This is a genomic window from Chryseobacterium sp. BGA-UO-ETr-SB22 (genome assembly GCF_059567885.1).
This window is the reverse complement of record NZ_JCAQOV010000004.1, coordinates 18,143-39,933: the sequence shown is the minus strand read 5'-3', so window position 1 is coordinate 39,933 and position 21,791 is coordinate 18,143. Positions and strand designations below refer to the sequence as shown.

The window sequence follows — 21,791 nt, the reverse complement described above, 5'->3', positions numbered from 1 at the left end:
TTAGTGAAAACTAAAAATTAATGCCATATGAGAAAATTTTACCTGTTATTATTGTTGTTTGCTTTAATGTTTTCATGTAAAAATGAAACTTTCTCAGAAACAGATGACAATCCAACAAATCCTCCATCCAATTACAATTTTGGGAATACTGCACAAAAGAACTTCCAGGGTGTAGTTCTTGATACGAACGGACTTCCCGTTTCAGGAGCAACGGTTACCATTGGAACAAGTACGGTTACAACCAATCTTAAAGGTTTCTTCACATTTAAAAATGCTTCAGTAAAAGAAAATTTTGCCCATATTAAAGTGACAAAATCCGGCTATGTGAATGCATCACGTGTTTTAGTGCCTACCAACGGTATAAATAGGGTGAACATGATGATGATCCCTATAACAACGACATCTACAATCTCCACTGGTTCTACATCTACCGTTTCATTACCCAACGGAACAAAAGTAAAATTTGACGGAAGTTTCAAAGATGCGAACGGAAATGCTTATTCAGGAAATGTGAGTGTTGGAGTTTTTCACTTGGCACCATCTAACCAATACCTTAATGAATTAATGCCAGGTTCATTTTTGGCAACCAATTCAGGAGGTAATGCAAGAATAATGGAAACTTTTGGAATGCTGCATGTACAGTTGACGGGAAGTGCGGGACAAAACCTTCAGATTGCAAACGGCCATTCCGCAGAAATCACTGTTCCTGTAGATGCTGCACAAACTTCCAGTTCACCAGCCACAATACCGCTATGGTCATATAATGAAGACACAGGAATGTGGAAAGAAGAAGGTTCTGCCACAAAGATTGGAAATACCTATGTAGGAACCGTAAGCCATTTTTCCTGGTGGAATTATGATGCACAGTTTGAGCAGGCAACAATGAAAGTAACCGTAAAAAATGCGGCAGGGCAGGTTTTACCTAATGTTAAAGTAACTTTAAGGAGAATCTCTCAAACCTATGAAACTTCTGGAATAACAGACAACGCAGGTATAGTGAGTGGAATTGTTCCGGCAGGTGAGGTTCTTGTTTTAAAAGTGTATGATATTTGTAATAATGTAATGTATACATCTAATGTGGGACCTTTTCCGGTTGGAATGATAACAACTATAGCAGATATTACAGTAAATCCACCTACATCTACCAGTTATACCATCCAGGGAATCCTGAAAACTTGCGCCAATGCTAATGTGAGTGACGGTTATGTAGTCCTAAAACCAGTAGGGGCTACAAGCTATTTCCAGTATATGTCAGTTCCGGTAGACAATAACGGAAGTTTTACCTTCAACACCTATTCATGTACAGTAAATCCACAGTTTACTTATGAAGGATTTGATACCACTAATTTTCAGACAACCAATGAAATTACTTTCACTGCAATCTCTAATACTATAAATCTAGGGAATATCATGGCTTGTAATTCTTTAAATGAATTTATAAGCTATAAAATTGATAATCAGTCAGTTGTTTATGTGTTGGGATTGATCAATGTACAATGGACAGGTCTTATACCTGCATCACCTAATATGCAACCTAAACAATTGAGAATAAATTCAATGAATCCTGCAGGGCCATTTTTTTCTATGACTCAGAATAATATGTTGGGAGTTGCTGCAAGTTTTACTTCAAATTATGGATTTGAATTTTCAGGAGGTGCTATTACAACAAATAATGGAAACCTCGTTGTAAATATAACTTCTTTTGGAGCTGTAGGAGACTATATTGATTTTACAGTCAATGGAACTTTTACCAATAGTTCAGGAAACCATACCTTCACCGCAACAGGGCATGTAAAACGAGATATGTAATCATCGTAAAAATAAAAAGGACCGAAAAGGTCCTTTTTTTATGCGGTATATTTATTATTTATTCTCTGTCAAAACGGGCTAGTTTTTTGTCTACCCAAACTGTTGCAAAAGGAAAGAAGGCAGATAATAAGGCAAAAACAAAATCTTCATCATCCCAATGATAAATTTTTCTTGCAGGAAGGCAGAGTAAAAGGTAAAGCGTAAAAAATAATCCGTGTAAACTGCCAATAACGCTGATGAAGATAATAGAATATAAATTTTCATCATATCGGATCCAAATCATTGCAACACAGTACAGTAAAAGACATGAAAAGGCTTCTGCAAGACAAACCTGTTTAAACCATTTAATGATTTTTTCCTGAGAATATTTTGAGAAAAATTTTTCGATGAAATCCATTCCTTTAATTATGAGTTGAGAGTTAATAGTAAAGAGTCTTTCTCTAACTTCTCATTTCTGATTTGCAAAATTACTTATAAAAACTGCTACCATCCAAATATTCAAAAACTTCAGGTGGCAACATAGGTCTTACATTTTTTCCGTCTTTAATCATAGTACGGATTTCAGTAGCAGAAAGTTCTATAACCGGAGCCTTTATGAGAGAAATATTTTCATGCTGTAAATAATCAGCATCAGCCTTTTCTCCTTCAAATACTCTTGGATAAACTATGATATGATGATTTTTGATCAGAACATCAGAATTTTTCCACTTGTGAAGACTCTTCAGATTATCTTCTCCCATGATCAGGCTGAAAGAATATTCAGGATATTTCTCATGGAGATAGGTAAGTGTATCAATAGTATAGCTTGGCATCGGAAGAGAAAATTCTACATTAGAAGCTCTCATATTCGGATAATGCTTTACCGCAAGCTGTACCATATCAAGTCTGTTATGATCTTTCAGTAAAGATTTTTTGTCTTTAAACGGATTTTGTGGGCTCACTACAAACCAAAGCTCATCCATATCAGAATTTTCCAGAATATAATTCGCCAGAATAAGATGTCCGATATGAATAGGATTGAATGACCCGAAAAATAAACCGATTTTTTTCATTTTTGTAACGGATAGCGGGTGAGAGTATTTAGAATATAAATATTAGACTCAGGATTCTTTTTTAAGGTGAATGGGCTTTGATATTGTTCTTATTTCTATCCTCTGTAACCTAATCCTGCATCTTTCATCAATCCCTAAACTTCACATCCTTAATATTTAGATAATGAGTAACATTGCCTTTCCAGTGATTTTCTTCAAGGGTAAAAGCAAGGTCGAAATTTTTATTTTTAAAATCTTCAACAAATGGTCCTAGCTTGAATCCTACACATTCGATATTTCGTCCTGTAGATTCCTGCTTGATATAAAACTTCAGGTGGTTGTTATCTTTCCCCATTGTTTTCACATAGCCAGACAGTTTCTGATCTGTCAATGTAAAAATAGGTTTCATATTGTGAGGTCCAAATGGAGCCAGTTTTCTGTGGAAATTGATAAACTCTCTGTTAATTTCATCCACTGTAATTTCAGTATCAATGGCAATAGAAGGCTCTTTCTGATGCTCTTTGATTTTTTCAGAAACAATTTTTTCAAACCTTTCCTTGAAAGCGTCAAACTTGTCTTTCTCCATAGAAAGTCCGGCAGCCGCATGATGCCCTCCAAACTTAAGGAAGTATTCGGAACACATATCAAGAGCTTCATGCACATCAAAATCGGAAACAGATCTTGCGGAAGCTACCATTTCCCCGTTATTACCATCGGTAAATACCAGAGTGGGTTTATAGTAGGTTTCAATAAGGCGGGAAGCTACAATACCAATCACTCCTTTATTCCATTCAGGATGATAAACGATTGTTGTATGCTTGGTTTCTTGTTGAGATTCTATAATTTGGTTCAATGCTGAAAGGGTAGAATTCATATCCAGTTCTCTTCTTTCATCGTTGAGGTCCATGATGTCACTTACAATCTGATTTGCATGTTTCAGATTGTCGGAAACCATAAGTTCCACAGCTGCTTTACCTTGAGATATTCTTCCAGCAGCATTAATTTTAGGAGCTATTTCAAAAACAATATTGGAAATTTCAAAATGAGAAAGTTTGTCCTCAGGAATTAATAGTCTTAATCCTAGATTTCTGGTCTTTCTAAGGGTTTTTAATCCCATTTTTGCCAATACTCTGTTTTCTCCGGTCATGGAAACAATATCTGCCGCAATAGAAATGGCAAGAAGATCAGTCAGTTCAAATAATTCAGCTTCCGGTAATTTATAAATTGTATTTAATCCCTGGCAAAGCTTAAAGCCAACACCACATCCTGAAAGTTCTTTGAAAGGATATCGGCAGTCATTTCTTTTAGGATCAAGTACAGCTGCTGCATCTGGAATTTCTTCACCCGGAAGGTGATGGTCGCAGATAATAAAATCGATATCCAGATTACTGGCATAGCTGATCATGTCAAGGGCCTTTATTCCACAATCCAGAGCAATGATTAATGAAAATCCGTTTGCTTTGGCAAAATCAATTCCTTCAGTAGAAATTCCGTAGCCTTCAGAATTTCTGTCCGGAATATAGTAGTCTAAGTATTTTTTCTCAACAATCTTGCTGAGATAAAGATACATTAAAGCAACTGCTGTGGTTCCGTCTACATCATAGTCACCATATACCAATATTTTTTCACCATTTTCAATGGCCGTTGCAATACGCTCTACAGCTTTTTGCATATCTGCCATTAAAAAAGGATTATGTATATCGGTAAGGTTTGGTTTGAAGAATTCTCTGGCCTTTTGATAGTTGTCAATCCCTCTTAAAACGAGGATTTTAGATTCAAAAGTACCAAAACCAAGTGACGAACTTAGTCTGTCCACAACTTCCTCATCGGGTTCAGGCTTGTAAATCCATTTTTGACTCATTTCACAAAAATAAGGAAAAAAGTTCTAAAAGCCTCTTTAAAAATCAGCAAATTAGATTTAAAAAAATAACAGAAATAAGTCTAATAAAACTCGTACTTATTTGTGAAAATAACGGTTGAATCTATTTTTCCATTCTTTTCTACAGTCATCTTTACAGGAATATTATACTTGTCTAGATCATATTTTTCAAGTGTCTTTTCATTGTTATCCTGAGTAAAGCTATCATCAAAAATCAGTGTTTTGCCAAAGTATTTTCTTTTCTGGTCAAATTTATATTCAGTATTAACCGTTTCGATAACAGTAAATTTATTCTCAGGATATTCCGTTGTGGTTTGTTTTAAATTCTTTTCCTCATCATATTCTTTTGTGATCTTTTTATCATCTTTATAATCAATGAAATAAGAATTGTCATAATAGATTTTACCTTGATCTAAAACAGTCTTTGACATTAATTGGTTTGAATCACTAAATTGATACACAATATGGAAATCATGATTTGACGGCAGATCCTTAGAGAATGCTTTCACTAGTTTTTTATTAAAATCATATTCAAAAACATAAGAACTTTTATTCTTTTTATTATTAAGCTTCAGAATATTTTTATCCTTGTCAAAATCTTCGGTTTTTAATAAGCCTTCAATATATCTCCAGGAATTTTCATTGCCCCCGATTATTGGAATTCCTGTGTTATTGACAAGGATTATATTTCCTAAAGCATCATAATGATATTCATTTAAACTTGCGCCAACATTAGAGTGAAGAATGAGGGTTTTGACTGGCTGGTTTTTATCATTGTAAATATTTCTTTCAATAATGGTCAGATATTTTCCGCTCCAGTTTTCACTTACATATTGTCGATAATATTTATAAATCAAATTTCCATTTTTATCATACTCTAAAATATTAAGATACTCTCCATTGCTTTTCTGTTCAAGTCTTTTTAAGTTTTGGAGGTAAGTTGATGATGTGAAGTTGACGTTAAAGGGTAGATTGTAAGTATTGGAGGTCATCATTACATCTTCATAATCGGGCATGTTGTATTTTATTTTTTCCTGCCCTGTGAATAGAGAAAAGAAGAATAGAGTAAACAGGTAAATGGCTTTCATTTTTTCCTTTAAAATTAAAAAAATAGAGTTTATTTTTTTAGCTTTATTATTGTTGAAAAATGGTTATCTTCGTCCTCCAAATTTAAATGACTATGAAAAAAATTACACTATGCCTTACGCTATTGGGGGCTATGTATTCGATCAATGCACAAAAAATTAACCTCGGGAAAGCTGCCGGAATGGTTTCAAATGGAGCAAAAGCACTAACATTTACGAACGAAGACGCGGTTAAATTATCCAAAGAATCAGTAGACTGGATGGATAAAAATAATGCCGTAGCAGGACCTAAAGATCCGTACACTGTGAGACTGAACAAACTGTTTGGAAAACACAAATCTCAGGACGGTCTGAATTTGAATTATAAAGTTTATAAAGTAAAAGATATCAATGCGTTTGCTTGTGCAGACGGAAGTGTACGTGTGTTCTCTTCTCTGATGGATATCATGACAGACAATGAATTGCTTGCTGTTATTGGACATGAAATCGGCCACGTGAAAAATCAGGATACAAAAGATGCAATGAAATCTGCTTATCTAAAGGCAGCGGCACTAGATGCCGCATCATCAGCTTCTTCTGCTGTCGCTACTCTGAATGAAACTCAGGTAGGAAAGATGGCTAATGCATTTTTAGATGCTTCACATAGCAAAAAACAGGAATCTGAAGCAGATACCTATTCATACGACTTTATGAAAGCTAATAAATATGATGTTGTGGGAGCTTATACAGCTTTCAAAAAATTAGCTTTACTTTCAGAAGGGAGTACACAGACTAACTTTGAAAAAATGTTCAATTCTCACCCTGACAGTAATAAAAGGGCAGAGTCTATTAAAAAGAAAGCAGAAAAAGATGGGATGTGGAAAGATCCGGGAGCTGTCTCTTTACCCACTGCGAAACTAACGAAATAATTATTTAATTTATTTTTCAATAAAAACCCCTCAAAGCAATACTTTGAGGGGTTTTATATACATTATAATGCTGTGTAGATTAAGAATACATTTTTTCTCTTAATTCTTTAATTTTTTTATCAGCAAGATATTCGTCATAAGTCATTTCTCTGTCGATGATTCCGTTAGGAGTCAGTTCAATGATTCTGTTACAGACTGTTGAAAGCATCTCGTGGTCATGAGAAGATAATAAAAGATTTCCTTTAAAGTTAGACAGTGAGTTGTTCAATGTCGTGATACTTTCAAGGTCTAAGTGGTTGGTAGGTTCATCTAATAAAAGAACGTTTGCTTTCTGAAGCATCATTCTACTGAACATACATCTCATTTTTTCACCTCCTGAAAGTACTTTACAAGATTTTAACGCTTCGTCACCTGAGAAAAGCATTCTTCCAAGGAATCCTCTTACAAATTCTTCGTGACGCTCTTCGTCATTTTTTGTAAACTGTCTCAACCAATCAACCAGGCTGATATCTTCCTGGAAGAATTTAGTGTTGTCTAAAGGCATTTGAGATTGGTTTGTTGTAACTCCCCAAGCAACAGTTCCTTTGTCTGCTTCAATATTTCCAGCTAAAATTTCGAAAAATTCTGTGATAGCTAAAGAGTTTTTTGAAAGAACAGCAACTTTATCACCTTTTTTAAGGTTTAAATCGATGTTTGAGAATAATAATTCTCCGTCTTTTGTTTTTTCAAGACCTTTTACATCTAAAATCTGATCTCCCACTTCTCTTTCCATTTCGAAAATAATTGCTGGATATCTTCTTGAAGAAGGCTTAATGTCGTCGATATTCAATTTATCGATCATTTTCTTTCTTGCAGTTGCCTGTTTAGCTTTTGCAACGTTTGAACTAAATCTTGCGATGAAATCCTGAAGTTCTTTTTTCTTCTCCTCAGCTTTTTTGTTAGCCTGAGCTCTTTGTCTCGTTGCTAATTGAGAAGCTTGGTACCAGAAAGAGTAGTTACCTGTGTAAAGGTTAAGTTTAGCATAATCCAAGTCACCGATGTGTGTACAAACCGTATCTAAGAAGTGACGGTCGTGAGATACAACGATTACTGTATTTTCATAATCTGCAAGGAAATCTTCCAACCAGGAGATAGTATCAATGTCAAGGTCGTTGGTAGGTTCATCCAGAATCAATACATCAGGATTTCCGAAAAGCGCCTGAGCCAAAAGAACCTTTACTTTGTCTTTATTCTCAAGTTCGCTCATCATTTGCCAGTGCATGTCATCTTTAACTCCAACGTTTGAAAGCATGGTCTGTGCATCTGATTCTGCAGTCCAACCTCCCATTTCATCATAGATTACACCTAGTTCACCGGCTTTAATTCCGTCTTCGTCAGAGAAATCTTCTTTTGCGTATAACGCATCCATTTCCTCTTTTATCTCAAATAATTTCTTGTTACCTCTTAAAACTGCTTCAAGAACAGTATACTGATCAAAAGCAAAGTGATCCTGCTCCAAAACTGACATTCTTTTCCCTGGTTCCAGAGATACATGTCCTGTTGTAGGATCTTGCTTTCCTGTTAATATTTTAAGGAATGTAGACTTTCCCGCACCGTTTGCTCCGATGATTCCGTAGCAGTTTCCTTTGGTAAACATAATATTTACCTCGTCAAAAAGAACTCTTTTCCCGAATTGTAAAGATAAGTTAGATACTGTTAACATATAGTTTTGTAAATTTGGCGCAAAAATACGAAAAGAATTTGGGTATTTTGTAATAATATAATAGTCAAGTTTTTAATTGTATGGTATTTTTTATATATTTCAATAACGAAATTTAAAATGATGAAGATTGAGAAAACAGTTAGTATATTAAATAGAAGAGCCCGCTTTGAATATGAAATTCTTGAAGAATATGAAGCAGGAATGGTTTTGACGGGTACCGAAATAAAATCTTTACGTTCATCCAAAGCATCTATCACAGAATCGTTCTGTCAGTTTATTGATGGGGAATTATACATCATTAACATGATGATTGATGAGTATAAATTGGGCACTTTTTACAATCATAAAACAAAAAGGGAACGGAAATTGCTCTTGCACAAAAAAGAATTACAAAAACTTGAAAAAAAGTTAAAGGATGCTGGGAACACCATAATACCTTTAAAATTATATATCACTGACCGAGGTAAAGCAAAGGTGCTGATAGCGCTGGGTAGAGGTAAAAAGCTTTTCGATAAAAGAGAGGCGATAAAAGATAGAGAAAATAAACGGAACCTGGACAGAATATTAAAGAAAAGTTAAAAATCATTTGAAAAACTTTGTATATAAAGAAAAATTATATTTATTTTGCATTATCAATTATTTAATCATTTAATTCTATGAAAAATCTAAAATTAGGAATTTCAGCATTGGCGCTTACTGTTGCCTCTACTGTTTTCGCACAGACTACCAACAATCCGTGGTTAATCGGAGTTGGTGCTCATGCAGAAAACCACGTAGCAGCACGTACTAGCTTCGGTAATACGTTCTCTGCTAACAATTTGACAAAAAGTATGTTCAATGTGAACAACTTTTCTATTACACCTCCATTATCTAAGTTAACAGTTGCTAGAAATGTTGGTAAAGGTTTAGTAATTGACTGGCAGACTTCTGTTGGGAATGTTGAAAACAAAAGATTCAACATGGGGAAAGAATTTTTCCTAATGACAGGTCTTGGTTTCCAGGCTCACGCTGCAGGTCTTTTATGGAACGAAGAATCTTGGTTTGATCCATATTTAAGAGTTGGTGCTAACTACTTAAGACACGATTATACAGCTCTTACTTTCCCTAGAACATCTGTTGACGCTAACGGTAATCCTATCGAAAACGTAACTAACGGTAAAGATGGTAACGAGAATGGTAAAGCTAATCACTTTACTGTAGCTACAGGTGCTGGTGCTAACTTCTGGGTAACTAAGAACTTCGGTCTTGGTGTTCAGGGAGATTATGTATCAACTCCAGGTGATAAATCTACAGCTGCTAACTTCTGGCAAGCTTCTGCTTCTATCTTATTCAGATTTGGAAACAGAGATAGAGATAAGGATGGTATCCTAGATAAAGATGACCTTTGTCCAGATACTCCAGGTTTACCAGAATTCCAAGGATGTCCTGATACTGACGGTGATGGAGTTCCAGATAAAGACGATCAATGTCCAGAAGTGGCTGGTCCAGTTGAAAACAACGGATGCCCTTGGCCAGATACTGACGGTGATGGTGTAATCGACAAAGATGACGCTTGTCCTACAGTAGCAGGTCCTGCTGAAAACAACGGTTGTCCTTGGCCAGATACAGACGGTGATGGTATCTTAGATAAAGATGATGCTTGTCCTACTGTTCCAGGTCTTCCTGAATACAATGGATGTCCTAAACCAAAAGAAGTAACAGCTACTGACGTTGAAAAGAATCTTAAGAGTGTATACTTTGATTTCAACAAAGCTACAATCAAACCTGAATCTAAAGGAGCTTTAGATACTGCTTCTGAAATCATTAAGAAGGATGGAGGTAGATTCTTATTAGTTGGAGAAACTGATAAAAAAGGTAGCGATGCTTACAACTTGAAATTATCTAAAGAAAGAGCTGCTTCTGTAGTTGCTGCTTTAGATGCGAGAGGTGTAGATATCAACGCATTGAAATCAGTAGGTATTGGTGAGCAAAATGCTAAAGTTGCAGAATCTGCATCTGATGCTGAAAGACAAGCTGATAGAAAAGTAACTGTTAGATACATTGGTGATGACAGCGAATGGAACAAATATCAAAAATCTGATGTTGTTGCTCCAGTGAAAAAAGCTACTAAAAAAGCTACTAAAAAAGCTCCAGCTAAGAAAAAAGGTGTTGCTAAAAAGAAAAAATAATTAATTTTTCTAAATAATGAATACCTCCAATTTTTTTTGGAGGTATTTTTTTTTTGTTGACTTTTGAGTAATTTTGTTGGAAATTTAAAAATTAAAATGGGAAGAGCATTTGAATATAGAAAAGCTTCTAAAATGGCCAGATGGGATAAAATGGCTAAAACATTCTCCAAAATAGGTAAAGACATTGCACTGGCTGTAAAAGCGGGTGGAACAGATCCGGAAGCCAATCCGGCGCTGAGAAGATGTATACAGAATGCAAAAGGGGCAAACATGCCTAAGGACAACGTAGAACGTGCCATCAAGAAAGCAAGTGGTGCTGATGCAGAGAACTATGAAGAAATCACTTATGAAGGTTACGGACAAGGTGGTGTTGCTTTTTTTGTAGAATGTACTACAAACAACACGACAAGAACTGTAGCGAACGTAAGAGCTGTTTTCAACAAGTTTGACGGTAACCTTGGTAAGAATGGTGAATTAGCATTTATCTTCGATAGAAAAGGAATTTTTACTCTTGATTTGACTCAGATCAAAATGGATTGGGATGATTTCGAAATGGAAATGATTGATGGCGGTGCAGAAGATGTAGAAAAAGATGAAGATGAAGTAATGATCACAACAGCTTTTGAAGATTTCGGATCTTTATCTCACAAATTGGATGATCTTGGAATTGAAGCAAAAAGTGCAGAACTTCAAAGAATTCCAAATAATACAAAAGAAGTAAATGCTGAACAGTTCAAAGCTAATATGAAAATGCTTGAACGTTTCGAAGAGGATGATGATGTTCAGAACGTTTACCACAATATGGAAATCACAGAAGAGCTGATGGACTCTTTATAAAAAATAATATAGCATTCATATACAGTTAACTTTCAATTAGTTTCTTTGTACAAAACTATGAAAAGAAACGTTGAATTAGTTGTTATATCGGATGTTCATCTGGGAACTTATGGATGTAAGGCTAAAGAATTGTTGAGATATCTCAATTCTATCCAACCCAAAACTTTAGTTTTGAACGGTGATATTATTGATATCTGGCAGTTTAAAAAGTCTTACTTCCCTAAACCTCATTTGAAAGTAATCAGAAAGATTCTTTCATTGGCTACCAAGAACACAGATGTCTATTACATCACAGGCAATCATGACGAAATGTTCCGAAAGTTCACAGATTTTGAATTGGGAAAACTTAAAGTCTGTAATAAAATCTGCCTGAATATTGATCAGAAAAAAACCTGGATATTTCATGGTGATGTTTTCGATGCATCCGTCCAGCACTCAAAATGGATCGCCAAACTAGGCGGAAAAGGGTATGATCTCCTAATTGTTATCAATAATGTTGTAAATTGGTTCTTAGAAAAAATGGGTAAAGAGAAATACTCATTTTCAAAAAAGATCAAAAACAATGTGAAAAAAGCAGTAAAATATATCGGGGATTTTGAACTTACGGCTTCAGAGCTGGCTATTGACAATAATTATGATTATGTAGTTTGCGGACATATCCACCAGCCACAGATCCGTGAGGTAGTCAATAAAAAAGGATCTTGTACTTATCTGAATTCGGGAGATTGGATTGAAAATCTCTCTGCCTTAGAATACAATAATAAAGAATGGACAATTTTTTATTATGATGAGCATAAGCATTTGCTGAAAGATGATGAAGTGGAAGAAATTCCGGAAATGGATAACTCTGCTCTTTTAAAAATCGTAACCAACTTTTCCTAAATGAAAATTTTGTACGCATTCCAGGGTACTGGAAACGGTCACATGGCCAGAGCGCAGGAAATTATTCCTCTTCTCAAAAAATATGCATCCGTTGATACATTAATCAGTGGGCATCAATCGCAATTAAAGGCTGATTTTGACATCAATTTCCAATACAGGGGCATTTCCCTTCTTTATAACAAAACAGGCGGTTTATCCTACCGAAAAACGTTTACTGAAAATAAATTCATTGAAGCGGCCAAAACAATCAGAGAATTGGAGCTCTCACAATATGACTTAATCATTAATGATTATGAACCTCTGACGGGATGGGCAGCCAAACTGAAGAAACTTCCGATGATAGAACTTAGCCACCAGGCCTCCATGAGTTTTGCGGAAACCCCCAAACCAAAGAATAAAGACTTTTTGGGAGAAATGATTTTAAAATACTATGTTCCCAGTGAAAGGAAAATAGGATTCCATTTTGAAAATTACCATCCCCAGATCAAAAAGCCAGTGATCAGAAAGAAAATCAGAAATCTTAATCCTTACAAACAGGGATATTACCTTGTGTATCTTCCGAGTTTTGCTGATGAAAATATCATTAAGGTTTTAAGAAAAATTCCTGTTGAATGGAAAGTGTTTTCAAAATACAGCAAAGTACAGGTTAAAGTAAAAAATGTGGAAGTATTTCCTATTGATGAAAGCCAGTATCTGAAATACTTTGAAGGTTGTGACGGAATTTTATGCAATGCAGGTTTTGAATCTCCTGCAGAAGCACTGTTTATGGATAAAAAATTATTCGTGATTCCTATCCATAATCAATATGAACAGGGATGTAATGCATGCGCCCTTGACAAAATGGGAATACCCAATTCTAAGGTTTTAAATCTTCAGGAAATTATGGAATGGGTTGCTTCTGACCATCATCTCAAAGTAGATTACCCGGATGATATTGAAGATATTCTATTGAATGAAGTTTTAATTCTTTAAAAATATATCTTCTACATCACTCATTCTCATCATCACAGATCTTGCATAAGAACAGTGCGGATATACTTTCCAATTGTTTTCTCTTGCAAATTTAATGGCTTCTTCCACTAAAAATTTCCCCATTCCTCTTCCTTCAAATTCGGGATGTACCAATACAAAAGAGATAATGAATTTATGATCTTCAGGGAAAATGGTATAGGTAAGCCTGCCTACTTCTTTTATTTCGTTATTTAGGGTAAGAACTCCACCGTTTCCGGATTTATTGTTTTCAAATTTCATGATTCTACACTTTAATATTAAACATACAAAAATTGCACCGACCTTTGCATAAGCAATAAGCAATAAGCAATAAGCAATAAGCAATAAGCAATAAGCAATAAGCAATAAGCAATAATTAATTTACGATACTGTCAATTCACTTGCGAAGCAAAATTGACCATTGATATTACTAATTGTCTTTTCCCGTATAGTAGTTGTAATCTTTAATAACAACATTGATAAACTGTCTTTCTGTCATTTTAGTGGCATCAATTTCCAGTTTCAGAATACTTTTAATTTTCTCAGACAACTTACTAATGATCTGGCGGTCGTCTACTTTCAACGCTTTGGTGTAATTGTCTTTGATGATTCTCATATCATTATCGCTCAACGCAATAACCTGAGGAAAAGAAGGAATATAATCTTCGTGGATATTCTCCAGAATGGTGTGAGAAATGTTGATGTTGTTTTTTAAAGAAATGACCGCAGTTCCTGAAGCAATGTCACCTAAACGCTGGTTATTTTTAGAAATAATCATAGAGATAAGTCCTACCACCCCGGCAAATGATACATCAACAATTCTGAAAACCCAGCGGATCATATAATCCGCAAAACTGGCCTGGTAACCGTCAATCTTTACCACTTTGATTTTCATCAGCTTTTTACCGGGTGTCTGGCCTTCCATTAGGCTTTCCAAAACAAGTGGATAAATATAAATAGGAAAAGTAAGGATAAGATATACAGCTCTTATAGACCATTCATCGAGGCCATCTAATAAATATCCCAAGTCGAAAATATTGAAGAACAAATACAGGATAATCACCACATAGGCTATCCTGATCAGAAGATCAATAATGAAGGCAAGCATCCTTTCTCCTACGCCTGCAATATTAAAATTAATATTTACATTTTGTGAGGTATTTATCGCAATTTGAGACATATTTTTTATTATTTTAGCCTTAACAATTATGAGAGAAGTTTATTTCATTAAACAAAATAAAGAAAAATGGTTGGGAATAGAACAGGTTATTCAAGGGAAAATTAAAAAAAATCCTGATGACCTGTCTTCGTTGTATATTAACCTGATCAATGATCTTTCTTTTGCCCAGACTTATTATCCCAAAAGTAACACCACAGTTTACCTGAACCATCTGTCTGCCCAGATTTTTCAGAAGATCTATAAAACAAAAAGGGTAGAGGAGAACAGGCTGGTTTATTTTTTCAAAACTGAAGTTCCATTGCTGATGTATCAGTACAGGAGATATCTGATGTATGCTTTTCTCTTTTTCATTTTGTTTACTTCAATAGGAGTGCTTTCTGCCATTTATGATAAAGACTTTGTTAATATTATTCTGGGTGAGGGCTATGTGAATGAAACAATGGAAAATATTAAAAATAATAATGCTGTAGGAGTTTATCAGAGTGGCAGCACATGGGGAAGTACAATTGGGATTATTTTTAATAATATTCAGGTAGGAGCGAAATTGTATATTTACGGAATTGCCGGAGGAGTGGGAACATTATTCGCATTGCTTTCCAACAGTGTGATGTTAGGAGCTTTCCAATATTTTTTTTATGATTACGGAGCACTGAAAGACAGTGCAAGAGGAATATGGCTTCACGGAGTTTTTGAGATTTTTGCCATGGTGGTGGAAGCGATGTGCGGACTGATCCTGGGAGCTTCTATTTTATTTCCGAGAACGTTTTCAAGATTTAATTCTTTTAAAAAAGGATTTAAAGATTCATTTAAAATATTTCTAAGTACAATACCTTTCACTGTTTGTGCAGGGATTATAGAAGGTTATGTTACAAGACACGCTTTGAAGATGCCTTTGTTTCTGAACCTGGTCATTATTTTTGGCTCACTGGCAATTATAGGATTTTACTATTTTGTATATCCGTCTGTTGTCTACAAAAAAACTAATAAACTGATCAATGATACAATTTTATAAAAAAAGAGATTTTGGAACCTTTATCAGCGATAGTTTTAATTTCTTCAAATTATATGGGAAGAATTATTTTAAAAACTATATTCTAATCAATGGGCTGCTATTGATCCTGATGGTTACTGTTTTGATTTTCGGATATAAAGAACTTTTTTCTCAGATATTCGGATCTAATCTTGGCGGAGAAACGTATTATTTTGAGCAGTACTTTTCGGATAATGCTGGAATGCTGATTACAGTAGGATTATTGACTTTCCTACTTTTCATGATTTTGATGATTGTTAATTACCTGTACCCTGTTTTTTATTTAAAAAGAATTGCAGAAGGGGCAGAAAAGATAAAGGCTGATGAAATTCTGAATGATTTTAAAAGAAATGCAGGTAGAATTGCTAAGCTGTGTCTTGGAATGATCTTTATCGTCACACCAGCAGTTTTGTTTGTGGTAGGATTTTCTTATATCCTCATTTTTATTGTTATTGGATTGTTCCTGATACTGCTTCTTTATCCAACGATATTTAATTTTACTACCTTTCTGATGTATGATTATTTTAATTCGGACAGAGGTTTCTGGGGAAGTTTGAGTTATGCTTTACGTTCACAGTTTTCATATCCGAACGGTAGTGAAAAATCCCCGTACTGGAAATATTGGGGATCGGCATTTGTGATGTTTATTATTATTTATATGGTAACATCTATATTCACATTTATTCCGATGATATTTTTTTATGGATCGCTTCTTACGTCTACACCGAACGGAAATTTTGAACAGAACCCTTTTACCGGAACTGTAGGAATTCTGTTTTTTGTATTCTATGGAATTTCAATGCTGATTTCATTTTTTCTGTCAAACCTGATGTATGTGAATGCCGGATTGATGTATTACGACAGCAGAACAGATCTTCACCAGAAAGTAGAACTTGCAGAAATAGACACTATCGGAATCAATGAATAAACTATTCCTTTTCATACTGCTTTTTCTCTCCCTTGGGCTGGTTCAGGCTCAGGATGATAATTCTGCTGATGAATATCTGGGAGATTCTCTGTATACAACCGGACATTACAAAAATATGCTGCGTGCAGATTCTGTGTTGATGAAAAATCCGGTATCGGAGAACGAGGTTTATCCTAAAACATTCAAAGAAAATATTCCATCAAGATATAAAGGAAACGAATTTGACTATTCCGTATCAAAACCAAGAGAATCTTTCTTTCAAAAGCTGATGCGGAAACTCAATCAGATTATACAGAGCCTTTTTGGGGAAACAACATTGAGTAAGTCAGGAGAATTTACAACAATTCTTATCCGTCTGTTTGCGATTATTCTTGTCGGTTTTCTGCTGTATTTTATCATTAAATATGTCATGGGAAAAGACGGGAACTTTCTTTTTGGCAAAAAGAATAAAAAGCTGGATCTCAACGTGCAGGAACTTCATGAGAATATCCATGAAATCAATTTTCCTGAAAGTATTGCAAAATTTGAACATGCGGGAGATTACCGTTCGGCAGTTCGTTATCAGTTCCTGTTTATTCTTAAAAAACTGAGCGATAAAAAACTGATCAACTGGAATCCGGAAAAGACGAATAAAGATTATGCCGCAGAGCTGAAAGCTCCTCATCTGAAAAGTGAATTCTCCAATTTGTCTTATATTTTTGACTATGTCTGGTATGGAGAGTTCAGTATTGAAGAACATAACTATCAGAAATTTAAAAATCAGTATCAGGCATTTAAACCATAACAATAGTAACCATGAATAAAACTTTCAAAACATATGCTGTAATTTTCATCATTGTGATGATTATTCTGGCATTGCTTGAAGTTAACAAAAAAGAAACTACAGACTGGCGTAAGAATTTTGATATCAATGAAAAGTCTCCGTTCGGTTTGTTTGTTTTTAATAATGAAGCTAAAAATCTTTTTAAAAATAATCTGAAGAAGATTGAGCAGGTTCCCTATGAATATTATAGCCAGCATAAAAAGAACCCTCACAATATTGTCGTTATTGAAAATAATCTTGACAATGAGTCCTGGAATAAAATCCTGACTGAGGTTTCTAATGGTTCAGATGCATTTTTGATGGTGGTCCATATGCCGAAAGAAATTTCAGACAGTATTGGATATTATGATTCCGAAATTTCTTTTGAAGAGGAAAATGTGCTGAAGCTTACCGATAAAAAATATCAGAATGATTTTATCAAATTAGATAAATTTCCGTCAGGAAGAGGATTTTCATTTATTAAACCTAAAGTTGAGGTCCTTGGAAAAACGGTGGAAAAAAAGAATACTGATCAGGCCAACTTTATCAAGGTGAAGTTTGGGAAAGGATATATCTATGCTCATACTGAACCTCTTTTTCTGACCAATTATTATCTTCTGAAACCTGGGAACGTAAAATATGCACAAGATGTATTTTCATATCTTCCAGATAGAGAAACTCTTTGGTTTGTATCAAACAAAAGTTCAACATCACGCTTTTTCATGAGATTTATATTATCAAATCCGGCTTTAAAGTATGCATGGTGGGTGTTTTTGGGTGGACTTGTCCTTTTTATTTTCTTTAATGCCAAAAGAAAACAGAGAATAGTACCGGTAACAGAGCCACTAAGGAATACTTCCCTGGATTTTGTGAAAAGTATTGGAAATCTGTATCTTCAGGAAGGTGATTTTCATGATATGATGGCAAAGAAAGCCCAGTATTTTCTTAACAAAGTGAGAATGGATCTTTTGATAGACACCCAGAATTTAGATGAAGAATTTGCAAAAAAATTACAGCTGAAAACCGGGAAAACCATGGAGATGATCAATGAAGCGATAACGCTTGTCAAAAAAGCTCAGGATCCTTATGCCAGTGTAATGAAGGAAGATCTTACGAGGATTAATAAGCTTCTTGATGAAATATTTAAATAATACAACAATATAATAATACAACAATGTAACAGGTTACCAATGCTGATAACGACTTTTCCCAGGAAGAGATATGATTATTAGATAGTCACCCATTGTTAGATTGATAAATTAAAATTTATTATGGAAAACTTTGATAACCCAAATATAGAAAACCAAAGCTCTATAAATCTTAATAAACAGGAAGAGCAGTTTCAGTCGAGAATAGATATGATTGAGCTTCGGGCAAGCTTAGAGAAAGTAAAATCTGAGATCGGAAAAGTAATTGTAGGGCAGGAGAAAATGATTGAACATCTTTTGGCTGCATTACTTTCAAACGGGCACGTCCTGATTGAAGGAGTTCCCGGAGTAGCCAAAACAATTACTGCAAAATTGCTGGCCAAGACAATTGACGTAGGGTTCAGCAGAATTCAGTTTACACCAGATCTGATGCCTTCCGATATTTTGGGAACATCCATATTCAATGTGAAAAATTCAGAATTTGAATTTAAAAAAGGACCTATTTTCTCCAACTTCATCCTGATTGATGAGATCAACAGATCGCCGGCAAAGACACAGTCTGCATTATTTGAAGTCATGGAAGAAAGACAGATTACCATGGATGGGACGCGTTATATTTTGGAAGAACCTTTCCTTGTTATTGCTACACAAAACCCCATAGAACATGAAGGAACGTACAGGCTTCCGGAGGCTCAGCTGGACCGTTTCTTATTCAAAATCAATGTAGGATATCCTAATCTTGAGCAGGAAATCGCGATTATTAAAAATCAGCACGAAAGTAAAAAAGAAGATAAAACGGAAGGAGTAAATCGTGTTATCACAGCTGAACAATTGAAGAACTATCAGCATCTTGTAAAAGAAATCATTGTGGAAGCCCAGTTGATGGAATATATTGCTAAAATTATCATCAATACAAGAGAAAACCAATTCTTATATCTGGGCGCTTCACCAAGAGCTTCATTGGCACTTCTTACAGCTTCAAAGGCATTTGCGGCTCTAAGAGGAAGAGATTTTGTGACTCCTGAAGATATTAAAGAAGCAAGTTATGCTGTCTTAAGACACAGAGTCATTGTATCTCCCGAAAGAGAAATGGAAGGTCTTACCGCAGATGAAATTATCCGTCAGATTTTAGAAGGAATAGAGATTCCAAGATAGGTAGTAGTTAATAGGTGGCAGGTGATAGTGGGTGAATGTTTAAATAGTTACAAAATTATATATGGCAAATTTTAAAGAACTTTTAGTTTGGCAGAAATCTATTGATTTTGTTACTGAAATTTATAGGATTACTGAAGTTTTTCCCAAAACCGAAATCTACGGATTAGTATCACAAATGAGAAGAGCCGCCGTTTCTATGCCATCCGATATTGCCGAGGGAAATTCAAGAAGAAGCAAACCTGATTATCTGCAATTTTTAAAAATATCTAGAGGGAGTTGTGCAGAAGTAGAAACTCAATTAATAATTTCCAAAAATCTTAATTTTTAAATGAAGATGATTATTCGAAATTAAATCAAGAAATTATAGAAATATCCAAAATGTTAAACGGATTAATTAATTCCCTGCAATAGTAATGATTGTGAAAAAACTAATAAACGCCCACATAAACTAAAACCTAGAGTCTGCAACCTGCAACCTAAATAATGAAAAACTTATACATCAATACACGTTTCTTTTTTGCGCTCATCGGAGTGGGGATTCTGTATGTTCTAGCATTTTTCTTTCCGGTGCTGATGTGGGTAGCCCATATTGCACTGTTGATCTGTTTTCTGACTGCAATGGTAGATTTTCTGTTGATTTTTAACCAAAAGAATGCGTTACAGGTTCAGCGAATTTTACCGGAAAAATTGTCCAATGGAGATGAGAATTTTGTGAAAATTGATATCAAGAATAATTACAGCTTTAGCATCATCACTAAGATTATTGATGAAATTCCGTTCCAGTTTCAGAAAAGAGATTTTCTGATTGAAAAACAGATTGCTTCAGGAGCAAATACATTCTTCCAATATTCATTAGAGCCTAAAGAAAGAGGTGAGTATCATTTCGGAGGACTTAATATTTATGCCTCTTCACCACTGGGATTGATCTCAAAGAGGTTCACTTTCCAGAAAGATGCTATGCTGCCTTCTTATCCGTCCTTTATCCATCTCAGAAAATATGAACTGATGGCGATTCAGAGTGAATTTTTATTGGGAGGAATCAAAAGAGTAAGAAAGCTGGGACACACCATGGAGTTTGAGCAGATCAAAGAATATGTACCTGGAGATGATATCAGAACGATCAACTGGAAAGCGACATCGAAGACAAACCGTTTGATGGTAAACCAGTTTCAGGATGAAAAGTCACAACGTATCTTTATGCTGATTGATAAAGGGAGAACCATGAAAATGCCTTTCAACGGATTAAGTCTGCTGGATTACTCGATCAATGCAACAATGGCGCTGTCTCATATTATTTTGAGAAAAGGAGACAGGGCCGGTATGATGACTTTTTCTAAAAAAGCTGAAAATAAAATTGCTGCCGATAACAAATCCGGTCAGCTAAAAAAAATATCTGAAGCACTTTATAATATTAAAACAGATTTCTTCGAAAGCGACTTCAACCGTTTGTATCAGGATGTAAAATATTCCATCAACCAAAGAAGTTTAATTCTGCTTTTCACAAACTTTGAAACACTGGACGGACTCAACCGACAGCTAAAATATCTTCGTGGTATTGCTAAAAATCATTTGCTGGTCGTTGTATTTTTTAAAAATTCAGAGCTGCAGACACTGATCAATAAAAATCCTGAAAATATGCAGGAAATATATGACGAGATCATTGCTGAAAAATTTGAATTTGAAAAGAAACTGATCATTCAGGAACTCCGCAAATATGGAATCTATACTGTATATACGCTTCCGGAAAATTTGAATATTGATGTTATCAATAAATATCTGGAGATAAAAGCGAGAGGAATTTTATAACTTTGTAGAAGCAATAAGCAATAAATAATGAAAATTACACTTAACAGAATAAACGACGATTTTTTATTTGAATGTACCAATGCACAGGGGAATTCTATTCTTTTGGATAATACTTCGCAGCCAGAAGCAAAAGGAGTTTCTCCAATGGAAAGTGTACTGATGGCAGTCGCTGGTTGCAGCGGAATTGATGTGGTTTCGATTTTAAAGAAGCAGCGTCAGAATATTTCAGGCTTTCAGGCAGAGGTTGAAGGAGAAAGAGTACAGGTAGATGATGCAAAACCTTTTAAATCTATTAACGTTAAGTTCCTTTTGGAGGGAGAAATTGATCCTAAAAAAGCACAGAAAGCAGCAGAACTTTCTTTTGAAAAATATTGTTCTGTATCAAAGACCTTAGAACCGAATGTAGAAATCGGATACGAAGTCTATGTGAACGGAGTAAAAATTTAATCTC

22 protein-coding genes are annotated in these 21,791 nt (G+C 34.9%); 15 read left to right on the top strand and 7 right to left on the bottom strand.

Annotated features, from left to right (window positions below):
- The first annotated feature begins 27 nt into the window (after positions 1-27).
- Entirely contained in the window at positions 28-1,809 is a 1,782-nt protein-coding gene (locus AC57AW_RS03890) for a carboxypeptidase-like regulatory domain-containing protein (RefSeq protein ID WP_496350892.1), read from the top strand.
- Positions 1,810-1,867: 58 nt separating this feature from the next.
- Here the strand turns inward: AC57AW_RS03890 and AC57AW_RS03885 are convergent, their stop codons facing one another.
- The 4 genes from AC57AW_RS03885 to AC57AW_RS03870 form a co-directional block, all read right to left on the bottom strand.
- Positions 1,868-2,206 carry a DUF3817 domain-containing protein gene (locus AC57AW_RS03885; RefSeq protein ID WP_318847201.1) on the bottom strand — a complete coding sequence of 113 codons (339 nt, stop codon included), beginning with the start codon at positions 2,204-2,206 and terminating at the stop codon, positions 1,868-1,870.
- A gap of 70 nt (positions 2,207-2,276) precedes the next feature.
- Positions 2,277-2,861, bottom strand: coding sequence for a nicotinate (nicotinamide) nucleotide adenylyltransferase (gene nadD / locus AC57AW_RS03880; protein WP_318847200.1), 585 nt, complete (start codon positions 2,859-2,861; stop codon positions 2,277-2,279).
- A gap of 127 nt (positions 2,862-2,988) precedes the next feature.
- Entirely contained in the window at positions 2,989-4,701 is a 1,713-nt protein-coding gene (gene recJ / locus AC57AW_RS03875) for a single-stranded-DNA-specific exonuclease RecJ (RefSeq protein ID WP_318847199.1), read from the bottom strand.
- A gap of 80 nt (positions 4,702-4,781) precedes the next feature.
- Positions 4,782-5,807 carry a hypothetical protein gene (locus tag AC57AW_RS03870; RefSeq protein ID WP_496350891.1) on the bottom strand — a complete coding sequence of 342 codons (1,026 nt, stop codon included), beginning with the start codon at positions 5,805-5,807 and terminating at the stop codon, positions 4,782-4,784.
- A 92-nt stretch (positions 5,808-5,899) separates the two neighbouring features.
- On the opposite strand from AC57AW_RS03870, the gene AC57AW_RS03865 reads away from it, so the two are divergent.
- The gene (locus AC57AW_RS03865) at positions 5,900-6,712 is read left to right on the top strand and encodes a M48 family metalloprotease (protein ID WP_496350890.1); all 813 of its coding nucleotides are present in this window, start codon (positions 5,900-5,902) and stop codon (positions 6,710-6,712) included.
- A gap of 79 nt (positions 6,713-6,791) precedes the next feature.
- Here the strand turns inward: AC57AW_RS03865 and AC57AW_RS03860 are convergent, their stop codons facing one another.
- A complete protein-coding gene (locus AC57AW_RS03860) occupies positions 6,792-8,414 on the bottom strand; it encodes an ABC-F family ATP-binding cassette domain-containing protein (protein ID WP_318847196.1) in 1,623 nt (540 codons plus the stop codon).
- A gap of 120 nt (positions 8,415-8,534) precedes the next feature.
- On the opposite strand from AC57AW_RS03860, the gene smpB reads away from it, so the two are divergent.
- From smpB to AC57AW_RS03835, 5 genes are all read left to right on the top strand, one after another.
- Positions 8,535-8,993, top strand: a complete 459-nt coding sequence (smpB, locus tag AC57AW_RS03855) for an SsrA-binding protein SmpB (RefSeq protein ID WP_045501613.1) — start codon at positions 8,535-8,537, stop codon at positions 8,991-8,993.
- Positions 8,994-9,070: 77 nt separating this feature from the next.
- The gene (locus AC57AW_RS03850) at positions 9,071-10,582 is read left to right on the top strand and encodes an OmpA family protein (RefSeq protein WP_496350889.1); all 1,512 of its coding nucleotides are present in this window, start codon (positions 9,071-9,073) and stop codon (positions 10,580-10,582) included.
- A gap of 96 nt (positions 10,583-10,678) precedes the next feature.
- The gene (locus AC57AW_RS03845) at positions 10,679-11,419 is read left to right on the top strand and encodes a YebC/PmpR family DNA-binding transcriptional regulator (RefSeq protein WP_318847194.1); all 741 of its coding nucleotides are present in this window, start codon (positions 10,679-10,681) and stop codon (positions 11,417-11,419) included.
- 57 nt (positions 11,420-11,476) lie between these two features.
- The gene (locus AC57AW_RS03840) at positions 11,477-12,301 is read left to right on the top strand and encodes a UDP-2,3-diacylglucosamine diphosphatase (protein WP_318847193.1); all 825 of its coding nucleotides are present in this window, start codon (positions 11,477-11,479) and stop codon (positions 12,299-12,301) included.
- Positions 12,302-13,273 carry a glycosyltransferase family protein gene (locus AC57AW_RS03835; RefSeq protein ID WP_496350888.1) on the top strand — a complete coding sequence of 324 codons (972 nt, stop codon included), beginning with the start codon at positions 12,302-12,304 and terminating at the stop codon, positions 13,271-13,273.
- Here AC57AW_RS03835 and AC57AW_RS03830 read toward each other — a convergent pair.
- Positions 13,262-13,552: a GNAT family N-acetyltransferase gene (locus AC57AW_RS03830; RefSeq protein ID WP_496350887.1), complete on the bottom strand. Its 291-nt coding sequence runs from the start codon at positions 13,550-13,552 to the stop codon at positions 13,262-13,264. The two genes, AC57AW_RS03835 and AC57AW_RS03830, sit on opposite strands and share 12 nt — an antisense overlap.
- A 169-nt stretch (positions 13,553-13,721) precedes the next feature.
- On the bottom strand, positions 13,722-14,471 hold the full coding sequence (locus AC57AW_RS03825) for an RDD family protein (RefSeq protein WP_318847190.1): 750 nt from the start codon (positions 14,469-14,471) through the stop codon (positions 13,722-13,724).
- 28 nt (positions 14,472-14,499) lie between these two features.
- Between AC57AW_RS03825 and AC57AW_RS03820 the strand changes: the two genes are divergently transcribed.
- From AC57AW_RS03820 to AC57AW_RS03785, 8 genes are all read left to right on the top strand, one after another.
- The gene (locus AC57AW_RS03820; protein WP_496350886.1) at positions 14,500-15,483 is read left to right on the top strand and encodes a stage II sporulation protein M; all 984 of its coding nucleotides are present in this window, start codon (positions 14,500-14,502) and stop codon (positions 15,481-15,483) included.
- Positions 15,467-16,429, top strand: a complete 963-nt coding sequence (locus tag AC57AW_RS03815) for a DUF4013 domain-containing protein (protein ID WP_496350885.1) — start codon at positions 15,467-15,469, stop codon at positions 16,427-16,429. The genes AC57AW_RS03820 and AC57AW_RS03815 overlap by 17 nt, the downstream gene beginning before the upstream one ends.
- On the top strand, positions 16,422-17,213 hold the full coding sequence (locus AC57AW_RS03810) for a DUF4129 domain-containing protein (protein ID WP_496350884.1): 792 nt from the start codon (positions 16,422-16,424) through the stop codon (positions 17,211-17,213). The genes AC57AW_RS03815 and AC57AW_RS03810 overlap by 8 nt, the downstream gene beginning before the upstream one ends.
- A gap of 11 nt (positions 17,214-17,224) precedes the next feature.
- Positions 17,225-18,382: a DUF4350 family protein gene (locus tag AC57AW_RS03805; RefSeq protein ID WP_496350883.1), complete on the top strand. Its 1,158-nt coding sequence runs from the start codon at positions 17,225-17,227 to the stop codon at positions 18,380-18,382.
- Positions 18,383-18,502: 120 nt separating this feature from the next.
- A complete protein-coding gene (locus AC57AW_RS03800) occupies positions 18,503-19,534 on the top strand; it encodes an AAA family ATPase (RefSeq protein WP_496350882.1) in 1,032 nt (343 codons plus the stop codon).
- A gap of 61 nt (positions 19,535-19,595) precedes the next feature.
- Entirely contained in the window at positions 19,596-19,862 is a 267-nt protein-coding gene (locus tag AC57AW_RS03795; RefSeq protein ID WP_496350881.1) for a four helix bundle protein, read from the top strand.
- Between the two features lie 155 nt (positions 19,863-20,017).
- On the top strand, positions 20,018-21,340 hold the full coding sequence (locus AC57AW_RS03790) for a DUF58 domain-containing protein (protein ID WP_318847183.1): 1,323 nt from the start codon (positions 20,018-20,020) through the stop codon (positions 21,338-21,340).
- Positions 21,341-21,367: 27 nt separating this feature from the next.
- Positions 21,368-21,787 (top strand): OsmC family protein, encoded by a 420-nt coding sequence (locus tag AC57AW_RS03785; RefSeq protein ID WP_496350880.1) that lies wholly within the window; start codon positions 21,368-21,370, stop codon positions 21,785-21,787.
- The last annotated feature ends 4 nt before the right edge of the window (positions 21,788-21,791 follow it).

Coding starts and splice junctions, on each gene's coding strand:
- AC57AW_RS03830 (WP_496350887.1), bottom strand. CDS start 13,552: ATGAAATTTGAAAACAATAAATCCGGAAACGGTGGAGTTCTTACCCTA.
- AC57AW_RS03885 (WP_318847201.1), bottom strand. CDS start 2,206: ATGGATTTCATCGAAAAATTTTTCTCAAAATATTCTCAGGAAAAAATC.
- AC57AW_RS03810 (WP_496350884.1), top strand. CDS start 16,422: ATGAATAAACTATTCCTTTTCATACTGCTTTTTCTCTCCCTTGGGCTG.
- AC57AW_RS03865 (WP_496350890.1), top strand. CDS start 5,900: ATGAAAAAAATTACACTATGCCTTACGCTATTGGGGGCTATGTATTCG.
- AC57AW_RS03845 (WP_318847194.1), top strand. CDS start 10,679: ATGGGAAGAGCATTTGAATATAGAAAAGCTTCTAAAATGGCCAGATGG.
- AC57AW_RS03860 (WP_318847196.1), bottom strand. CDS start 8,414: ATGTTAACAGTATCTAACTTATCTTTACAATTCGGGAAAAGAGTTCTT.
- AC57AW_RS03870 (WP_496350891.1), bottom strand. CDS start 5,807: ATGAAAGCCATTTACCTGTTTACTCTATTCTTCTTTTCTCTATTCACA.
- AC57AW_RS03840 (WP_318847193.1), top strand. CDS start 11,477: ATGAAAAGAAACGTTGAATTAGTTGTTATATCGGATGTTCATCTGGGA.
- AC57AW_RS03890 (WP_496350892.1), top strand. CDS start 28: ATGAGAAAATTTTACCTGTTATTATTGTTGTTTGCTTTAATGTTTTCA.
- recJ (WP_318847199.1), bottom strand. CDS start 4,701: ATGAGTCAAAAATGGATTTACAAGCCTGAACCCGATGAGGAAGTTGTG.
- AC57AW_RS03820 (WP_496350886.1), top strand. CDS start 14,500: ATGAGAGAAGTTTATTTCATTAAACAAAATAAAGAAAAATGGTTGGGA.
- smpB (WP_045501613.1), top strand. CDS start 8,535: ATGAAGATTGAGAAAACAGTTAGTATATTAAATAGAAGAGCCCGCTTT.
- nadD (WP_318847200.1), bottom strand. CDS start 2,861: ATGAAAAAAATCGGTTTATTTTTCGGGTCATTCAATCCTATTCATATC.
- AC57AW_RS03785 (WP_496350880.1), top strand. CDS start 21,368: ATGAAAATTACACTTAACAGAATAAACGACGATTTTTTATTTGAATGT.
- AC57AW_RS03815 (WP_496350885.1), top strand. CDS start 15,467: ATGATACAATTTTATAAAAAAAGAGATTTTGGAACCTTTATCAGCGAT.
- AC57AW_RS03790 (WP_318847183.1), top strand. CDS start 20,018: ATGAAAAACTTATACATCAATACACGTTTCTTTTTTGCGCTCATCGGA.
- AC57AW_RS03825 (WP_318847190.1), bottom strand. CDS start 14,471: ATGTCTCAAATTGCGATAAATACCTCACAAAATGTAAATATTAATTTT.
- AC57AW_RS03800 (WP_496350882.1), top strand. CDS start 18,503: ATGGAAAACTTTGATAACCCAAATATAGAAAACCAAAGCTCTATAAAT.
- AC57AW_RS03835 (WP_496350888.1), top strand. CDS start 12,302: ATGAAAATTTTGTACGCATTCCAGGGTACTGGAAACGGTCACATGGCC.
- AC57AW_RS03795 (WP_496350881.1), top strand. CDS start 19,596: ATGGCAAATTTTAAAGAACTTTTAGTTTGGCAGAAATCTATTGATTTT.
- AC57AW_RS03850 (WP_496350889.1), top strand. CDS start 9,071: ATGAAAAATCTAAAATTAGGAATTTCAGCATTGGCGCTTACTGTTGCC.
- AC57AW_RS03805 (WP_496350883.1), top strand. CDS start 17,225: ATGAATAAAACTTTCAAAACATATGCTGTAATTTTCATCATTGTGATG.